The sequence below is a fragment of the Pseudomonas sp. FP1742 genome (genome assembly GCF_030687145.1).
Lineage (GTDB): Bacteria > Pseudomonadota > Gammaproteobacteria > Pseudomonadales > Pseudomonadaceae > Aquipseudomonas > Aquipseudomonas frederiksbergensis_D.
In genome coordinates this window covers 1,064,590-1,081,613 of the sequence record NZ_CP117460.1, presented here as the reverse complement: position 1 = coordinate 1,081,613, position 17,024 = coordinate 1,064,590, and the positions used below count along the sequence as shown (strand labels likewise).

Genomic DNA, 17,024 nt, shown 5'->3' with positions numbered 1-17,024 from the left:
GCCTCCTTCATATACAACAAACAGCAACATCAGAAACCGAACCCAAAGAAACCCAACACTAACCGAGCATCCCCAACAACTTTGCCTGAGCAACCGCCTGAGTTCTTCGCTCCACCCCCAACTTCACATTAATTCTCCGCGCATGGGTTTTAACGGTGTGCAATGAAATAAATAGAAGATCGGCAATCTGTTGATTGGAATTACCCTGCGCCACTAACTTCAATACTTCTATTTCACGCAGACTCAATTGACTTTGTGGGAAGGTCTCCCCATGCAAAGGGGTTCCCGTTGTGGCAAGACGGATTGTGCCAAGTAATTCAGGCTGGCGTAGTTGCAAATCGCACAAGACTTGTTGGAGGTTGCAGCGCTCGACCAGGGCCAATCCGTCCTGCAACGACTGCTGAGCAGACGGGTCGTCGGTCAACCAGGCCACTTCGGCCATGACCAAATGCAACTGTGCTTGTAGTCGCGACATGCCTCGCTGTCGCGCCCATTGCAACTGGGCCTCGAGCCGGGCTAGCGGCGCTTGGGCCAGTCCTAGATGAACCTCGGCCAGTATCAACAGGTATTCCAGAACCGGTATCAGCTCTAGTGTCGCTGGCGGTGCCTGCCGCACGGGGGAGCCATGATAATGACGGAGCACCCGACTCAAGGCTTCGCAGGCCAACTCGGGGCGCCCCTGCTGCAACCAGATATGGCTGCTGATTTGCAGCAGTACACCCCGATAAACCGTTTCGGGAATCTGCCGCTGCTGCATCAATCGTTCGGCGTCGCGCAGATGAACAAACGCCGCAGCATAATTTCGATGATTGGCCGCCAGTTGCGCCAGACCGAGAAACCCATACAGCACGCGCTTGTCATGGTTGTGCAAGCAATCGTCCAGCCCCGTCTGAAAGAGTTCGGCAGCGTGTTCGTCTGCCCCCAGACTCATGGCCAGCCGCCCACGACGCAACGCAATTCGCCCCAGCAAGGGTGCAGGTCGGTCCGAACGCTGACTGAGCAGTTCATTGATGTCACAGAGCAGGCTTTCGGCCCGTAACGCCGCGCCTCGTTGCTCCAGCAACTGCGCATGATCGAGCTCCATCAAGCCCTCGAACACCAGTGAACCTTGCGCCCGCGCCAGGCACAAGGCCTCACGGTTATGAGCATGTGCGACGTCGAGTTCGCCCCTTAACAACGCCTGTTGCGTCAGCCCCGACAAACACATCAACCGCGCCGTCCAACAGTCGGGATCGAGTGCGCTCAACGCGTCAAGAAAGTGCGCGCGAGAAGGCTCCATGCGCCCCTGCAAATGCAGTAGCCAACCCTGCAGGGACTGCCAGCGGGCAATCAATCGACGCTGAAGCACGGCCGAGGGTTGCGGCGTGAAATGCGCCAAACGAGCGATGCAGGTGGTCGCCTGTTCGAAACGTCCGGCGAACAACAAGGCGGCGGTAATCAATCCGACCAACTGCGGACTGCCCAGTGTCAGTTCCTCGCCTTGCTGCTCGTGCAAACGCAACAACAGCACCACCGTCTGCTCCTCGAACAGATGCTCGAAACTGAAGTGCTGCAACAGGCTGACCGCCACTTCGTACTCCTCGGCGAGCAATGCCTGTTCGAAGGCCGATTTCCAGTCCTGTTCGGCGCAGAACCACTGACAGGCGCGCCGATGCCAGGAGCGCCCGGCCGGCCATTGCTCATCGCGCAGCAATTGGGTGAACGGGGTGAACACCTGCAGCCAGTCGGTAGAGTCGCGCCAGGGTTCAATAAAACAACCCAGTGCTTGCAAGGTCCTCAGGTACTGCGCGCCCTCCCCGGCCCCGAACAGGTGATCGCACAGTCGGGCATTGAAACGTGGCAAGTGAGCCAGCACGCGCCAGGCCTCGCTCAACTCAGGCGTCAGCGAACTGAACAACTCATGCTCCAGATAATCGAGCAAGGTGTCCGCCCGTCCCAGGGGTTTGTCCTGACGCGACCAGTCGCACTTGTGCAGCAACGCAATCCGCACACCGGCACACCAGCCGCCGGTGCGCTGGATGATCCGACTGGCCACCTTGCTGGCCTGCTCCGGTACCCAGGGCTGCAATATCTGCTCGACTTCACCTGCCGTGAACGCCAGCGAAATACTCTCGCACTCGTACAACTCATCATCGAGCAACAACCGCGGCCAGTTGCATTGTGGCCGGCGACGAGCGCCCAGCCACCAGGTCAGCATCGGGCTGCCGATCGCCAACATGCGATCCAGCAACGAGTCCAGCTCGGGGTTCGGCAGACGGCAGTAGTCATCTAGAAACAGCCAGGTTGGCGTCTGCAATCGCGCCAGATAGCTGAGTAGTTCGGTTTCGCCCGACGAGGCCAGCTCCAGCGCCTCAGCCAGACGATGACGAAAATCGGCCACGCTCGACGCTGCGCCAGACAAGGGCAACCAATGCACCCGGCACTGATTCGGCGCCTGCAACAGACACTCGGCGAGCAGCGCACTCTTGCCACTGCCGGCGGGGGCGCAGAGCAATTTCACCCGTGCCGTGGAGGCCAGTAATGGCTCGCTCAAGCGAGCCCGCGACAAGTGATGAGCAGACAGGCGGGGCAGGAATCCAGAACGGTCCAGACACGGGGTCATGGCGGTCATTGCAGCGTGCCTTTTTATAATTGTCCGACAACCCTAACCCTCTCCCACCCGCTTGTTGAGAGGTATTCAGCGCGCTGATTGGCGCCCATAAAAAAGGCGACCCACAGGTCGCCTTTCGTGATGCCAATGTATCAAAACCCTTACCGGACGCCCTCGGCGCGCAGGGCCGATGGCGTGTAGTCGGCAGCCTTGGCCTCGAAGCCGAATTCGAAACTGTGCTTCTCTTCGTTCTTCATGCCCAGGGCAATGTATCGGCCGGCAATGATGTCGTAGAGCGCTTCGAGAGTGTAGGCCGGGGTCTGGTGATCGTAATAATACTGAGCGTGACCTTCGGCCACTCGCCACAGTTGGCCGCGACCGTCGTAGTGATCCACCAGCGCCACTTGCCAACTGTCTTCGTCGAGGTACATGTGGCGTTTGGCGTAGATATGCCGCTCACTCGGCTTGACCGTGCCGACCACTTCCCAAACCCGGTGCAACTCGTAGCGGGTCAGGTCCTGGTTGATGTGCCCGGCTTTCACCACGTCGTCGTACTTGAGGCTCGGCGAGTCGAGTTTGTAACTGTTGTAGGGAATGTACATTTCCTTTTTGCCGATCAGTTTCCAGTCGTAGCGATCCGGCGCGCCGGAGAACATGTCGAAGTTGTCCGAGGTGCGCAGGCCGTCGGCGGCGGTGCCCGGTCCGTCGTAGGCCACTTGCGGCGCACGACGTACACGGCGTTGACCGGCGTTGTAGATCCACGCCAGGCGCGGCTCTTTCACCTGGTCGAGGGTTTCGTGCACCAGCAATACGTTACCCGCCAGCCGCGCCGGCGCGGTCACCGACTGCTTGAAGAAGGTCAGCACGTTGGCGGCTTTGTCCGGGTCCAGGTCCTTCATCAGTTGCGGTACGGCGATCTCTTCCTCGAAGCGGATCGGCGTGTAGCTGCCGTTGGTCTGCGGGGTCACCTGGGTGATGATGCGTCGCAGGTTGCCGCCGTGGTAACGGGTGATGTGGTTCCACAGCACCTCGACGCCATTCTTCGGAATCGGGAACGCGTAGTAGCGGTTGCCAGTGAAGTTGGCCAGGCCGTTACCGTCGTTGATGCTGGTCACGTTCAGCGCGCTGCGTTTGGCCGACTCGTAGATTTCCGGCGGCACGGCCACGGTCCGGTGGGTCGGGTAGACCGGAATTTTGTAGGTCTCCGGGTAGCGCTTGAACATCGCCACCTGGCCGTCCGAGAGCTTGTCCTTGTATTTATCCACCGTCGCGGCGGTGATGGTGAACAGCGGTTTTTCACTGGCGAACGGGTCGGCCAGAAAGCCTTTGCTGTCGACCGCACCGGCGTTTTTCGGGATGCCACCGGTCCAGGCCGGGATCGAGCCATCGGCGTTGCCGGCCTTCTCGGCGCCCAGCGGCGTGAGTGTGGTGCCGAGCTTTTCAGCTTCTTGCGGCGAGACCGCCGCCATCACGTTGGCGGCCAACAGGCTCAGGGCCAGGGCGCCGCATTGCAGAATCATCTTGCGCATTTAAATCATCCTTCTCAGCCAGATCAGAAGTTCACGCCGAAGCTCAAGGCCACGAAGTCGCGGTCGGTCAGGGTGTTGTAATCCCCGCCGAAAAAGTCGGTGTAACTCAAGCTCGCGGTGTAGGTGTTGCGGTAGTCGGCATCGACGCCGACGCTGATGGCCTTGGCGCCTTCGTTGAACAGCCCGTTGGGACCGTAGCCGGCGACGTCATGGGACCAGGACAGATTGGGCTTGAGGTTGATCCCGCCGATCACGTTGGCGTAATCGAGGATCGCCCGGGCGCGGTAGCCCCAGGAGGTGGAGGTAACGAAGCCGTCGGTATCGCCACCGAAGCCGTACTGGCCGTAGACCGAATCACGGCCGTAACGCAGTTTGCTCCGCGACTCCAGACCACCGACCCGTACCACCGCCGCTTCACCGACCAGGGTCAGGCGTTGGGCGCCCAGCACTTGATCGAAAAAGTGCGTCAGGGTGCTTTGCACCTGGGTGATTTCCTTGCGGCGGTAACCGGTGTTGTCGGCACCTGGCCGGGTCGCGACGGGCGAAGCCGCGCCGCCGGCGATCGGGTTGAGCAATGCCAGGGTCAGGTCGTTGGTGTTGACCTGCACGGGCGCGTTGGGCCGGTAGCTGATTTCGCCGGTCCAGGCAGTGCCGGTGGGCAAGGTGGTGGAGAAGCTTGCGCCGTACAGACGAATGTCTTCCGGGTATTCGAGGTAATACTGACCACGCCCGAGCATCACGCTTTGCGCCAGGCCCGCACCGCTGCCCGGGGCCAGACGGTTGGCGGCGCTGACCATACCCGGCAGTCTGGCCAATGTGGACAGCCCGGCGGTGGTGGTGCCGACGGTCGGTGTGCGACTGTGATAGTTCATGAAGTAGAGGCCGTATTCAGTGTCGTCACCGAGCCAGCGCAAGGCTGCGCCCCACTGCCCCGAATCCCGGGCATCGCGGTCGCCGCCACGGGGCACGATCACACCCTCACGGGTGACCTGGATAGGTTGCCCAAAGGCCGACGCCAGCGGTGCCAACGGGGCAATCGCCGGGCTGCCGACGGTGTAACCGGTGTTGCAACCATCCGCTGCCACATCGACGCCGAAGAAGGTGCCGCAGTTGTCGAGGACAGTCTGGTCCCACTCCAGTTGGTAGAACCCTTCCACCGTGAGTTGATCGGTCAGGCCCTGGGAGGCGAACAGCATATTCACCGGTATCAGGCCTTCCTTGATCTCCGCGCCGGGACGCCGGAACGCAGAGACGTCGACCGGGTTGATGCTGTTGATCGAGTTGCCGATGAAGGTACTTTCACCCCAACTGACCACTTGCTTGCCGGCACGCACGGTGCCCGGCAGATCGGCAATGGAATAGTTGTGGTAGACGAACGCATCGAGAATCTGTGCGCCCGAAGACTTGGCGCCTTCCTTGCGGCCGCTGTCGCTGATCTGCTTGAACTCGCGGTCTTCGTCCTTCAACTCGAAGTCGTACCAGTACTTGCCACGGACGAATACACCGGTGTCGCCGTACTTCAATTCGAGGTCGTGGATGCCCTTGAAGATCTTGGAGAAGGTCTCGCCTTTCTTGAAGTTCAGGCGTCCGTCATCACCGGTCGAAGACTGGCCGGTGCCGCCGTTGACGGTGCCCACCAGCGACTTGTCGGCGTCGCGCATGCCCCAGCTTGCGCCGACGGAAAGCGAGGAATCGAACTGCCCCTCGATTTCGCCGATGTTGAATGAAACCGCCTGCGCCTGGGCACAGCAGCCCAAGGCCACCGCAGCGGCCAGCGCCTGCGGTTTGAAGATGGCGCGCATTGTTGTTTTTGTCATGCGTCTTCCCCGGTGAGTGACAGAAGGCCCCACCCTACTGCCGCTCGCCGGGAGCGATAAGCGCACCAAGGAGGTATTCGCGCTGTACCTCCAAAGGATGAATGCCCGCATGGGGCGGTGGTTTGCGCAGGGTATGGATGGGCTGGATGAAGGGTTATCAGCGCAACGCATGGGGCAGGGCCGAAGTTGGACGGGTAGCAGCTGCCGAAGGCTGCGTTCGGCTGCGAAGCAGTCGCAAAATCAGGCATTGCGTTCCGTCAGGCACAGTGTGGACGCAGGGTTTACGACTGCTGCGCAGCCGAACGCAGCCTCGCGAGCTCGGCAGCTGCTACAAGGGATCAGCCGGAACTGTTACTCGAATTGCAACACTGCATGTCTGGAATCGCTATTTTTCCTTTGCGCTCAAGCCCTTATTCTTACCGGGCTTTCACGGCAAACGGCCGAAAGCATGAAGCGATGGGGATGATAGACCACCCCCATCGGCAACAGAATCCAGATGATTTGAAGCGTATTTTTCGACTCATCGCCCTGTGTTCACTGACGTTGATTTGTAGCTCCTGGATCCACGTCTTACTTTGGCCGCTGCGTTTGCAGCGGCCTTTTTTATGGGCGAACGGTTTTCAGGCAGGGAGTCATCGGGGGGAGATGACGGGACTCAGACAAGCCCCGCCAGATGTCGCGCACTCATAGGGAGTACTTCTGCAAGTTCTCCATCATTTCCTTCAGCGCTTCAATGTTGTCCTTCGGATGCGCCGCGCCTTCGAAATCGCAGATCTGCTGCCAATGCGCCGCGACATCTTCCGGTGAGAAACCGACCCGCGGATCGAACCCGGCGCCCAGGCTGCGCTCCCAGCGCACCTTGCCCATCCAGCCGCCACCGACCTCGAACAGCCCGGAGGTTTCCTGGCACTGCTCGCTGGCCAGATACACCACCAATGGGCTGACCAGTTCCGGTTTGAGTTGTTCGAACACTTGCGGCGGGATCAAGCCTTCAGTCATGCGGGTACCGCCGGTGGGGGCGATGGCGTTGACCAGGATGTTGTTCTTGCGGCCTTCGATGGCCAGTGTACGGGTCAGGCCATAGAGGCCAAGCTTGGCCATGCCGTAGTTGGATTGACCGAAGTTGCCATAGATACCCGAAGTCGACGCGGTGAAGATCACGCGACCATAGTTTTGCTCGCGCATGTGTGGCCAGGCGGCGCGGGTAACCTTGTAGGCGCCCTCGACGTGAACGCGGTAAACCAGGTCCCAGTCGCTGTCGTCCATTTTGTGAAAGGTCTTGTCCCGCAGGATGCCGGCGTTATTCACCACGACATCCACACGGCCGAACGTATCGAGGGCGTGCTGCACAAGTTTGTCACCGTCGGTGACGGAGTCGTGGTTGGCCTCGGCGGTGCCGCCCGCTTCGCGAATCTCCATCACCACTCGATCGGCTGCCGACGCATTGGCGCCTTCACCTTGGGCCGAGCCGCCGAGATCATTGACCAGCACCCTGGCGCCCTGCTTTGCGAACAGCAATGCATGCGCTCGCCCCAAGCCGCCGCCCGCACCGGTGACGATCACGACTTTATCTTCGAAGCGCACAGACTCATTCATGGGGAACTCCAGCAGGCCAGGGACAATGAGTGCGAGTGTCAGGCACAGGGCTGCCGGTCACAATGAACACGGGGGCGGCTGAATGGTGCGCGATAAGGCAGCGGGATAATCAGGAACACGCCACTTTGAGCGGCGGTAAAACCAGCCGGTCGCGAAACTCCAGATAGTGCTCAAGTACCTGTGCCGGCGCTTCGATCTGTGGGTAATGGCCGATCCCGGGCAGCAGGATGGTATCCGGGGCGGGAATCAGCTGCCGATACCGCGCCACCATGTGCGCGCCGGAAACCGGATCGACCTCACCATCGATAACGCGCAGCGGCACCTCGCCGCGCTGCATGGCGCTGACCCAACGCTCACGCTGGAGCCGTCGCTGCGGTATGTAACCGATCAGTTTGTGCATGATCCGTTGCCCGTGATTACTGTCGACCAGGCTCCAGAAATCATCCAGTTCACTTTCGCTGGGCCGGGTCTGCGGACCGAAGATCTGCTTGAAACTCTTCACCAGAGCGTCACGGCTAAAAGCCAGCCCGATCATCCAGCCCAAGGGGCTGAGCAGGAGTTTTTGCATCAACACCGGGCGATGGGTTTCGGGAAACAGTCCACCATTGAGGAACACGCAACTGGCGATATGAGCGCGCGCTTCATAGTGCCGGGCCAAGAGCTCCTGGGCCACGCTGTCGCCATAATCGTGTGCCAACAGGTGAACGGGTTGCTCGACGTTCAAGTGCGCCAGTAACGCCTGTTGCAGATCGGCCTGTTCCAGCAGGCTGTAGTCGTGATTCAGCGGCTTGGCCGAATCGCCGAAGCCGAGCATGTCGCAGGCGATCACCCGGTAGCGCTGCGCCAGCGGTTGCCACAGGTAATGCCAGTCCCAACTGGCGGTCGGGAAGCCATGGATCAGCAACAGCGGCTCGCCCTGCCCCGCAGCCCAATAGCGGATGGTCTGACCGCGGAATACGAACGTCTGACTGCGTTTACGCCAGACACACAGCGGGATCTCGGCGAGTGCCATTTAGAGTTTATAACCCGGGTCTTGTTTATCGATTTTGCGCAGCAGCGCCGGCCAGGCCAGCGCGCCACCCATCCCTTGAGCACTTTTGGTAACACCGGCGATCATCGCCTTGGCACCCGCCAGAATCTGCGGTTCGATGGCAATCAGCTCCGCGCCACCGTTCTGCGCCAGCACCTGAATCTCGCAGGCGCGCTGAAAGGTAAACATCATCAGGAACGTATCGGCGATGGTGCCGCCACAGGTCAGCAGACCGTGGTTGTGCAGCATCAGGAAACTATTTTCACCAAGGTCGGTTTGCAGCCGAGCCTTCTCTTCATGGTTCAGCGCAACACCTTCGTAGGCGTGATACGCCAGGCTGGACAGGACGAACAATGACTGCTGACTGATCGGCAAGATGCCCTGTTTCTGCGCCGACACCGCCACCCCCGCCGCCGTATGGGTGTGCAGTACACACACGACGTCATGCCGGACTTCATGCACGGCGCTGTGGATGGTGTAGCCCGCCGGGTTGATCTCGTAGGGGCTGTCCATCAACTTGTTGCCGGCCTGATCGACCTTGACCAGGCTCGACGCAGTGATTTCATGGAACATCAACCCGAACGGATTGATCAGGAAGTCTTCAGTGCCCGGCACCTTGGCTGAGATATGCGTGAAGATCAGATCGTCCCAACCGTACAGGGCGACCAGACGATAACAGGCCGCCAGGTCGACGCGGGTTTGCCATTCGGCGGCGCTGACGTGGTCTTTGACACTGTGTGGCGATTGGACGGGGGCTACGCTCACGGCAAGGATCTCTTTTTATTTTTCTTGGGTTCTTATTGTTTGGCTGGCGTTACAGCAGTCTAGTCAGCCCCCGGACATCGGGTAGTTGCATTAACAGCCAGCTTGATGGCCGAGCGAGTCATTACGGCGATGAGTCTGGATCCATGGCAAAGCACTGAACACCGCCGCTCCCACCAGTTGCGCACCTTGTCTGACGGGCATTATGGCTCGCCCTGTCACGCGGCCGACCGGTCAGCCCCGCAGAGCGCTGACGAGGTCCGCCAGCCAAGGCTCGGCGTCGGTTTCCGGGGTCACGGTTTCACTGGCGTCCAGACGCAGCATCGGCAGGACTTCGCGCACACCCAGCTCGCCGAACAGTTCGCGCATTTGCTCACCGCCGCCGCAGAACGTATCGCCATAACTCGAGTCGCCCAACCCGATCACCGCTCCCGGCAAACCACGCCAGGCGGCGGGCAATAGATCGCGGATCGTCGAATACAGCGGTTGCAGATTGTCCGGCAACTCGCCCATGCCGGTGGTCGAGGTCACGGCCAGAAATGCTTCGGGGCCAAAGGCCTGAACATCGGCGAGTGTTGCGCGCGGGTTGTGCCAGGTTTCAAAACCGGCGGCGTTTAAAATGCTTGCAGCGTGGCGGGCAACTTCTTCAGCCGTGCCGTACACCGAGCCGCTAAGGATGGCAACTTTCATCAATTTGATCCTGAAGCTGAGTAAAAGGCCGAGATATTAGCAGCACGGCCCTCATTGATCTTTTAGAATGCAGCGTATGAATCAATACGCAAAGGACACTGCGATGATCAATGCCTCACTGCTGCAGATGGTGATCAACGCCTCCAACGACGGCATCGTGATTGCCGAAAAGGAAGGCGAGCAGGACAATATCCTGATTTACGTAAACCCCGCATTCGAACGCTTGACGGGTTATACCAGCGAAGAAATCCTCTACCAGGACTGCCGTTTTCTTCAATCCGGAGACCGCGATCAGGCAGCTCTCGAATTGATTCGCCAGGCGTTGGGCAGCGGCGATTCCTGCCGGGAAATTCTCAGGAATTACCGTAAGGACGGCACCCCGTTCTGGAACGAACTGTCGCTTTCCACGGTAAGAAACCCGCACGACGGACAGACCTATATCGTCGGTGTGCAAAAAGACGTCACAGTACAGGTCAAGGCGCAGCAGCGAGTCGCGCAGCTGGAAGCGCAATTGGCCGAGGTACGAGCAGAACTGGCCGCACTCAAATCGACGAACGGCTCAAACCAATCTGCGAATTAATGGTCACTTACTACAATCACCAACGACTTTGTAATTATTTCTTTCGAGCAAACCATGCAGCGCGACGCACTCCTGACCCAGGATGAGCTGGATTTTATCCAGACCATGCAACACAACCCACAGCTCAATGTGCGGGATGCGACGTCGAGTCTGCTCGTCAACGGCGGTTCACAGATTCGTGACTTGCTCACACGCCTGGCCGCTCATGAGCAAGTCACCATCCAGGCCCACTTCGAAAATCAGCAAATGACCTTCCCCCTGCACTTGGTGGAAGATGAATTTCACGCAATGCATCTGCGCCTCGGTGTCCCCAGCATCTATGAAGACGGGCCGATGATTCGGCCATGGCGCCTGGCGCTCGAAGAGCCGGTGGCGCTGGAAAATGCCAAGGGACAACCCGGCACGATGTGGGTGCACGAAATATCGTTCAAAGGGGTTTTGCTGGAAGTTCGCAACAAGACCAAAGCGCCAAAGCACTTCGCGTTGTGGTTCAGCCCTTCAGGCTATGAGCGGATTGCATTGCGCGGCACCTTCGAGCGTGAAACCGAACAAGGTTTCTACGCCTACGAGTTGAGCCAGAGTGACAAGGACGAAACCGAACGTCTGCGTCAGTACATCCTTCAGCAACATCGCCTGACCCATCCTGCTTTGCATATTTGAATCTCAGGTATCCAGGTTTCCCGCCAGGAACTGTTTCAGACGCTGGCGCATCAACACTCCCTCGTTTCCAAGGCACCCCACCGACGACCCGGCCAGGCTCTCTTGCGCCAGGTCCGACGCATCCCCGGCCAGAAACAGCTGACAATCCAGCCCCATGGCCAGACGGTTCAAACGTCGAGGCAGTTCGGCGGCCGGCGCATGATTGGAAATCAGCACCAGTGCCCTGGGCTTGATCTTCTCACAGACCAGGATCAACTCGTCGAAGGGCTGACCGATCGCCAACAACTGAATAGCCGAATCGACGCTGCTCAGATACAGCGCCGTGACCAGCACTTCGAGTTCACGGCATTGATCGGCCAGGGCGCAGACAATCACTCGTCGCGGTTGCATGACACGCACCAGCAGCAGCCGTTGCAATACTCGAGACCGTAGAAAGCCATCCAGAAAAAGCCACTCGCTGGTCTGACCGAACGCATCATGGCGTTGCAGCAATAGCTTCCAGATCGGAATCAGGATGTCCTGGAACACAACCGTCAGCGGATAACTGGAAAAAATCTGACCGTAGACGTGCTCCAGTTGAACTTCGTCAAAAACACTCACTGCCGCCTTGACCTGCTGCTGCCATTGGCCGTAGTCGGCTTGAACGAGTTCGTCGGGAATGATCCGCTCCGGCACCTGGAGCGGTTCGGTCTTGGCCAGTATCTTGCCAATCTTGCTGACCGCGACACCGCGCTCGATCCAGCCGAGGATGCTGCGGACACGCTCGATATCGATCAGCGAATACAAACGGTGCCCGCTTTCGGTGCGTGTGGGCTGTATCAGCCCGTAGCGTCGCTCCCAGGCTCTGAGCGTGACCGGATTGACCCCTGTCAGGCGCGCGACCTCACGAATCGGGAACAGCTCTTCTCGATTCAGGGAGATGCTGGAGGGCAAATCAGGTGCAAGGTCGGTGAGCACAGGCATCTTCAGATCTACGTCCCTGTATATATTTGGATCCATTCTAACTCCCCTGCCCCGGTAGAGTTCAACACGAAGTTGAACGAATTTGGTACTGACGTCCACGATACAATCAGGAATAATTCTTGCTTGTCCCGAGGCGCAGCCCACTACCCGGCGCTGCGTCTGGCGAAACTCCTATCCGGAGCGACGCGCTTGTCGTATGGAGATACACAATGTCTACCTCACCCGTCACACTGATGGTTGCACGTCGCGTCGCCGATGGGCGTTATCAAGACCTGATGGCCTGGTTGCGCGAAGGCGAACAACTGGCCACCGACTTCCCCGGTTATCTAGGCTCTGGCGTGCTTGCTCCGCCACCCGACGATGACGAATTCCAGATTATCTTCCGCTTCGCCGACGAGCAGACCCTGCACGCCTGGGAGCATTCCGCATCACGTACCGCCTGGCTGGGACGTGGCAGCGATCTGTTTGCCCATCCTTCGGAGCATCGGGTCAGTGGCATCGATGGCTGGTTCGGTGCGGTCGGTCAACGCCCGCCACGCTGGAAACAGGCTGTTGCGATCTGGCTGGCGTTTTTTCCAGTGTCCCTGCTGTTCAACTTCGTCCTCGGGCCGCTATTGGCTGACACGGGACTGCTGACCCGGGTGTTCGTCAGCACGCTATGCCTGACACCGCTGATGGTCTATTTCTTTATTCCGCTGTCGACCCATCTGTTGGCCGGCTGGCTGCACACCGCACCGCAACAACCGTTGCCCGCAACACCTACCCCCCAAAATCAGTAACCCCCGCAGGACATAGGTGAACAGCTCCCGTCGCTGGTATAGTTTTGCTCTAACCGCGACGCGAGCCGTTCATGACCTCTTCCGCAGCCCCCATCCTCATCACCGGTGCCGGCCAGCGTGTCGGCCTGCACTGTGCGCAGCGTTTGCTCGAAGACGGCCATCCGGTCATTTTCAGCTACCGCAGCGAACGCCCCGGCGTAAAGATACTGCGCGACCTGGGAGCGACAGCGTTGTTCGCGGATTTTTCCAGTGAGGCCGGAATTCTCGCGTTCATCGGCGAACTGAAGAACCACACCGACAACTTGCGGGCGATTGTCCATAATGCCTCCGAATGGCTGGCCGAAACCCCAGGTGCCGAAGCCGAAGCCTTCACCCGCATGTTCAGCGTGCACATGCTGGCGCCCTATCTGATCAACCTGCACTGTGCCGACTTGCTCAAACGCTCAAGCCCCGCCGATATCATCCACATCAGCGATGACGTGACTCGCAAGGGCAGCAGCAAGCACATCGGCTACTGCGCCAGCAAAGCCGGGCTCGACAGCCTGACCCTGTCCTTTGCCGCCAAGTACGCGCCAGACATCAAGGTCAACGGTATCGCGCCAGCCCTGCTACTGTTCAATCCCGACGACGACGCGGCGTACCGCGCCAGGGTCCTGGCCAAATCCGCACTGGGCATCGAGCCCGGCAGCGAAGTGATCTACCAGAGCCTGCGCTATTTGCTCGACAACCCTTATGTCACCGGCACGACCCTGACCGTCAATGGCGGACGGCACGTCAAATAAGCCGCCCCCGCGAGGATGTCCCATGACGTTATCCCTGCCCCAGAACGCCCTTTCCCGGAGCTATCGCGAGATACTGATCGGGCTCGGTGAAAACCCCGACCGCGAAGGACTGCAAGACACTCCGTTGCGCGCCGCCAAGGCCATGCAATACCTGTGTCATGGTTACGAACAAAGTGTGGAAGAGATCGTCAACGGCGCACTGTTTGCCTCCGACAACGATGAAATGATCATTGTCGACAACATCGAGCTGTACTCACTGTGTGAACATCACATGCTGCCCTTCATCGGCAAGGCGCATGTGGCTTATATTCCAACGGGCAAGGTGTTGGGCCTGTCGAAGATTGCACGGCTTGTGGATATGTTCGCCCGCCGCCTGCAAATCCAGGAAAACCTCACCCGGCAAATCGCCGAGGCCGTGCAGCAAGTGACCGACGCCGCCGGTGTCGCGGTGGTCATCGAAGCCCAGCACATGTGCATGATGATGCGCGGCGTCGAGAAACAGAATTCGACCATGAACACCTCGGTGATGCTCGGCGCCTTCCGCGAGTCGAGCAACACCCGCCAGGAGTTCCTGCAATTGATTGGACGGAGCAAGTAGTAATGCCACAACTTCAACCAGGAATGGCACGCATCCGGGTCAAGGACCTGTGTTTGCGCACTTTCATCGGGATCAACGAGGACGAAATCCTCAACAAGCAGGATGTGCTGATCAACCTGACCATCCTGTACGCCGCCCAGGACGCCGTGCGTGACAACGACATCGATCACGCGTTGAACTACCGCACCATCACCAAGGCGATCATCGCCCACGTGGAAGGCAATCGCTTTGCCCTGCTCGAGCGCCTGACCCAGGAGTTGCTGGACCTGGTCATGGCCAACGAGTCGGTGCTGTACGCCGAAGTCGAAGTCGACAAGCCCCACGCCCTGCGCTTCGCCGAGTCGGTGTCGATTACCCTGGCCGCGAGCCGCTGACCGCGTCTGGCGCATCGCTCGCCAGGCTTTTATCATCCGCGCCACGATTAGATTGCACAGAGCCCATCATGAACGATCAACAACGCCTGGAACTTGAAGCCGCCGCCTTTCGCCGGCTGGTTGCCCACCTGGACAGCCGCAAGGACGTGCAGAACATCGACCTGATGAACCTCTCGGGTTTCTGCCGCAACTGCCTGTCCAAGTGGTACAAGGCCGCTGCCGACGAACGCCAGATCGACGTCAGCCTCGACGAAGCCCGCGAAGTGGTTTACGGCATGCCGTACGCCGAGTGGAAAGCCCAATACCAGAAAGAAGCCAGCGCCGACCAACAAGCGGCGTTCGCCAAAGGAAAACCCAATGAGTGATCTGAACACCCTGCGCGCCAGTCTCAAGAGCGGCGAACACGCATTCGCCGATACCCTGGCATTCATCGCAGCCGGCTACGACTATCAGCCTCAGGCCTTCAATAACGGTGGCGTGGAAAGCGCGGCCGGACAGAACGAAGGTTCATGCAAGACTCTGGGGCTGGCGCTGCTGGAAGGCTTGAGCGATGAAGAAGCGTTGTTGGCGTTTGGCGAACATTATCGTTCGGTGCTGGCCACGCCCGAAGGCAGCGACCACGGCAATATCCGCGCGTTGATCGCCCATGGCTTGGCGGGTGTGAAATTCGCTCAACAGCCGCTGACTCGTCGCTGATTGAAGCCCGCAAAACACATCATGTGAGTGACACTGAATCTGTGGCGCCATCGATCGGTATCAGGGCACATCCCGACTTTTAAGATTGACCCGGCAACTTTATTTCGTTTGCCGGGCACCTCTGCTCGCGGCTTAGATAAAAAGAAGCATCCCTTCTTCAGAGTCAGCCATCCATGCGCAGCGAAACCATCAGTCAGTCGATTTCCATTGTTCACCCCATCAGTCTCAGCCACGGTAAAAATGCCGAAGTCTGGGACACCGATGGCAAGCGCTACATCGATTTTGTCGGAGGTATCGGCGTACTGAACCTCGGTCATTGCCATCCGCGCATTGTCGAGGCCATTCGCGAACAAGCCACCCGGCTGACCCACTATGCGTTCAACGCGGCTCCCCATGTGCCTTACATCGAACTCATGGAACGCCTGACTGCGTTCATTCCGGTGGATTACCCGGTCAGCGGCATGCTCACCAACAGCGGCGCGGAAGCGGCGGAAAACGCGCTGAAGATCGTCCGTGGCGCCACCGGTCGTACCGCGATCATTGCCTTTGACGGCGCGTTCCATGGTCGTACGCTCGCCACTCTCAACCTCAACGGCAAAGTCGCCCCTTACAAACAGAAAGTCGGCGTGCTGCCGGGTCCGGTCTATCACCTGCCCTTCCCCAGCAAAGACAACGGCGTGACCTGCGCCGAAGCCCTGAAGGCCATGGAGCGGCTGTTCAGCGTCGAGATCGATGTTGAAGAGGTGGCCTGTTTTATCGTCGAACCGGTGCAGGGTGAAGGTGGTTTTCTGGCGATGGATGTGGAATTCGCCCAGACGCTGCGACGTTTCTGTGATGACAAAGGCATCTTGCTGATCGCCGATGAAATCCAGTCCGGCTTCGGCCGCACCGGCCAGCGTTTTGCGTTCTCGCGACTGGGCATTGAACCGGACCTGATCCTGCTGGGTAAAAGCATTGCCGGCGGCGTGCCGCTGGGTGCGGTTGTCGGGCGCAAGTCGCTGCTCGATAACTTGCCCAAGGGCGGATTGGGCGGCACCTACTCGGGCAACCCCATCGCCTGCGCCGCCGCGTTGGCGACCCTGGACGAAATGAGTGATGCACACCTGCACGCCTGGGGCACGCAACAGGAAGAGGCGATTGTCAGCCGCTACGAATCCTGGCGAGCCCGTGAACTCACACCGTACCTGGGCCGTTTGACCGGCGTCGGTGCAATGCGCGGCATCGAGCTGAGCAATGCCGATGGCACACCGGCCTCGGCGCAACTGACACAGCTGCTGGCCCTGGCGCGCGATTCGGGCTTGCTGCTGATGCCCAGCGGCAAGTCGCGGCACATCATCCGGCTGCTGGCGCCGTTGACCACTGAGGCCGCCGTGCTGGAGGAAGGGCTGGATATCCTTGAGACGTGCCTGGCAAAGCTTTCCTGAACAGCAAACTGCAATCCGGAAGTAACCATCGTCCCCTGTGGGAGCGGGCTTGCTCGCGAAAGCGTAGTGACAGTCGACATCAATGTTGAATTGATAAATGGCTATCGCGGGCAAGCCAGCTCCCACAGTTTTTTTGATCGGCCTCTAAATCGTG

17 protein-coding genes are annotated in these 17,024 nt (G+C 59.4%); 9 read left to right on the top strand and 8 right to left on the bottom strand.

All coding sequences use genetic code 11. The annotated features are described in order from the left end of the window. Window positions 1-58 precede the first annotated feature (58 nt). From PSH64_RS04685 to PSH64_RS04655, 7 genes are all read right to left on the bottom strand, one after another. Window positions 59-2,611 (bottom strand): LuxR C-terminal-related transcriptional regulator, encoded by a 2,553-nt coding sequence (locus PSH64_RS04685; RefSeq protein WP_105340116.1) that lies wholly within the window; start codon window positions 2,609-2,611, stop codon window positions 59-61. Window positions 2,612-2,751: 140 nt separating this feature from the next. After that, window positions 2,752-4,119: a DUF1329 domain-containing protein gene (locus PSH64_RS04680; RefSeq protein ID WP_105340115.1), complete on the bottom strand. Its 1,368-nt coding sequence runs from the start codon at window positions 4,117-4,119 to the stop codon at window positions 2,752-2,754. 23 nt (window positions 4,120-4,142) lie between these two features. Further along, window positions 4,143-5,936 (bottom strand): DUF1302 domain-containing protein, encoded by a 1,794-nt coding sequence (locus tag PSH64_RS04675; RefSeq protein ID WP_305480112.1) that lies wholly within the window; start codon window positions 5,934-5,936, stop codon window positions 4,143-4,145. A 684-nt stretch (window positions 5,937-6,620) separates the two neighbouring features. Then, complete coding sequence (locus PSH64_RS04670) at window positions 6,621-7,532, bottom strand: SDR family oxidoreductase (RefSeq protein ID WP_305480110.1); 912 nt, start codon at window positions 7,530-7,532, stop codon at window positions 6,621-6,623. Window positions 7,533-7,641: 109 nt separating this feature from the next. Continuing rightward, window positions 7,642-8,544 (bottom strand): alpha/beta fold hydrolase, encoded by a 903-nt coding sequence (locus PSH64_RS04665; protein WP_305480108.1) that lies wholly within the window; start codon window positions 8,542-8,544, stop codon window positions 7,642-7,644. Then, on the bottom strand, window positions 8,545-9,327 hold the full coding sequence (locus PSH64_RS04660; protein WP_105340110.1) for a class II aldolase/adducin family protein: 783 nt from the start codon (window positions 9,325-9,327) through the stop codon (window positions 8,545-8,547). Window positions 9,328-9,558: 231 nt separating this feature from the next. Beyond that, window positions 9,559-10,014: a flavodoxin gene (locus PSH64_RS04655; protein WP_105340109.1), complete on the bottom strand. Its 456-nt coding sequence runs from the start codon at window positions 10,012-10,014 to the stop codon at window positions 9,559-9,561. Between the two features lie 103 nt (window positions 10,015-10,117). Here PSH64_RS04655 and PSH64_RS04650 point away from each other — a divergent pair, with 103 nt between their 5' ends. Both PSH64_RS04650 and PSH64_RS04645 read left to right on the top strand, forming a co-directional pair. Next, window positions 10,118-10,594 (top strand): PAS domain-containing protein, encoded by a 477-nt coding sequence (locus PSH64_RS04650; RefSeq protein WP_105340108.1) that lies wholly within the window; start codon window positions 10,118-10,120, stop codon window positions 10,592-10,594. 54 nt (window positions 10,595-10,648) lie between these two features. After that, a complete protein-coding gene (locus PSH64_RS04645) occupies window positions 10,649-11,254 on the top strand; it encodes a hypothetical protein (protein WP_105340107.1) in 606 nt (201 codons plus the stop codon). Window positions 11,255-11,257: 3 nt separating this feature from the next. Here the strand turns inward: PSH64_RS04645 and PSH64_RS04640 are convergent, their stop codons facing one another. Further along, on the bottom strand, window positions 11,258-12,217 hold the full coding sequence (locus PSH64_RS04640; RefSeq protein WP_244914190.1) for a MerR family transcriptional regulator: 960 nt from the start codon (window positions 12,215-12,217) through the stop codon (window positions 11,258-11,260). A 209-nt stretch (window positions 12,218-12,426) separates the two neighbouring features. On the opposite strand from PSH64_RS04640, the gene PSH64_RS04635 reads away from it, so the two are divergent. From PSH64_RS04635 to PSH64_RS04605, 7 genes are all read left to right on the top strand, one after another. Continuing rightward, a complete protein-coding gene (locus PSH64_RS04635; RefSeq protein ID WP_105340105.1) occupies window positions 12,427-12,996 on the top strand; it encodes an antibiotic biosynthesis monooxygenase in 570 nt (189 codons plus the stop codon). A 71-nt stretch (window positions 12,997-13,067) separates the two neighbouring features. After that, a complete protein-coding gene (gene folM / locus PSH64_RS04630) occupies window positions 13,068-13,778 on the top strand; it encodes a dihydromonapterin reductase (protein ID WP_305480104.1) in 711 nt (236 codons plus the stop codon). 22 nt (window positions 13,779-13,800) lie between these two features. Next, window positions 13,801-14,376 carry a GTP cyclohydrolase I FolE gene (gene folE, locus PSH64_RS04625; protein WP_305480102.1) on the top strand — a complete coding sequence of 192 codons (576 nt, stop codon included), beginning with the start codon at window positions 13,801-13,803 and terminating at the stop codon, window positions 14,374-14,376. 2 nt (window positions 14,377-14,378) lie between these two features. Then, window positions 14,379-14,750: a dihydroneopterin triphosphate 2'-epimerase gene (gene folX, locus PSH64_RS04620; RefSeq protein ID WP_105340102.1), complete on the top strand. Its 372-nt coding sequence runs from the start codon at window positions 14,379-14,381 to the stop codon at window positions 14,748-14,750. A gap of 68 nt (window positions 14,751-14,818) precedes the next feature. Continuing rightward, window positions 14,819-15,115, top strand: a complete 297-nt coding sequence (locus PSH64_RS04615) for a DUF1244 domain-containing protein (protein ID WP_018927179.1) — start codon at window positions 14,819-14,821, stop codon at window positions 15,113-15,115. Continuing rightward, the gene (locus PSH64_RS04610) at window positions 15,108-15,446 is read left to right on the top strand and encodes a HopJ type III effector protein (RefSeq protein WP_105340101.1); all 339 of its coding nucleotides are present in this window, start codon (window positions 15,108-15,110) and stop codon (window positions 15,444-15,446) included. Before PSH64_RS04615 ends, PSH64_RS04610 begins: the two co-directional genes overlap by 8 nt. A gap of 173 nt (window positions 15,447-15,619) precedes the next feature. Then, window positions 15,620-16,870, top strand: a complete 1,251-nt coding sequence (locus PSH64_RS04605) for an aspartate aminotransferase family protein (protein WP_105340100.1) — start codon at window positions 15,620-15,622, stop codon at window positions 16,868-16,870. The last annotated feature ends 154 nt before the right edge of the window (window positions 16,871-17,024 follow it).

What these genes read in the sequence shown, in the direction of transcription:
- PSH64_RS04655 (WP_105340109.1), bottom strand. Translation starts at nt 10,014, where the DNA reads ATGAAAGTTGCCATCCTTAGCGGCTCGGTGTACGGCACGGCTGAAGAA.
- PSH64_RS04670 (WP_305480110.1), bottom strand. Translation starts at nt 7,532, where the DNA reads ATGAATGAGTCTGTGCGCTTCGAAGATAAAGTCGTGATCGTCACCGGT.
- folX (WP_105340102.1), top strand. Translation starts at nt 14,379, where the DNA reads ATGCCACAACTTCAACCAGGAATGGCACGCATCCGGGTCAAGGACCTG.
- PSH64_RS04665 (WP_305480108.1), bottom strand. Translation starts at nt 8,544, where the DNA reads ATGGCACTCGCCGAGATCCCGCTGTGTGTCTGGCGTAAACGCAGTCAG.
- folE (WP_305480102.1), top strand. Translation starts at nt 13,801, where the DNA reads ATGACGTTATCCCTGCCCCAGAACGCCCTTTCCCGGAGCTATCGCGAG.
- PSH64_RS04640 (WP_244914190.1), bottom strand. Translation starts at nt 12,217, where the DNA reads ATGCCTGTGCTCACCGACCTTGCACCTGATTTGCCCTCCAGCATCTCC.
- PSH64_RS04680 (WP_105340115.1), bottom strand. Translation starts at nt 4,119, where the DNA reads ATGCGCAAGATGATTCTGCAATGCGGCGCCCTGGCCCTGAGCCTGTTG.
- PSH64_RS04685 (WP_105340116.1), bottom strand. Translation starts at nt 2,611, where the DNA reads ATGACCGCCATGACCCCGTGTCTGGACCGTTCTGGATTCCTGCCCCGC.
- PSH64_RS04635 (WP_105340105.1), top strand. Translation starts at nt 12,427, where the DNA reads ATGTCTACCTCACCCGTCACACTGATGGTTGCACGTCGCGTCGCCGAT.
- folM (WP_305480104.1), top strand. Translation starts at nt 13,068, where the DNA reads ATGACCTCTTCCGCAGCCCCCATCCTCATCACCGGTGCCGGCCAGCGT.
- PSH64_RS04615 (WP_018927179.1), top strand. Translation starts at nt 14,819, where the DNA reads ATGAACGATCAACAACGCCTGGAACTTGAAGCCGCCGCCTTTCGCCGG.
- PSH64_RS04645 (WP_105340107.1), top strand. Translation starts at nt 10,649, where the DNA reads ATGCAGCGCGACGCACTCCTGACCCAGGATGAGCTGGATTTTATCCAG.
- PSH64_RS04605 (WP_105340100.1), top strand. Translation starts at nt 15,620, where the DNA reads ATGCGCAGCGAAACCATCAGTCAGTCGATTTCCATTGTTCACCCCATC.
- PSH64_RS04650 (WP_105340108.1), top strand. Translation starts at nt 10,118, where the DNA reads ATGATCAATGCCTCACTGCTGCAGATGGTGATCAACGCCTCCAACGAC.
- PSH64_RS04610 (WP_105340101.1), top strand. Translation starts at nt 15,108, where the DNA reads ATGAGTGATCTGAACACCCTGCGCGCCAGTCTCAAGAGCGGCGAACAC.
- PSH64_RS04675 (WP_305480112.1), bottom strand. Translation starts at nt 5,936, where the DNA reads ATGACAAAAACAACAATGCGCGCCATCTTCAAACCGCAGGCGCTGGCC.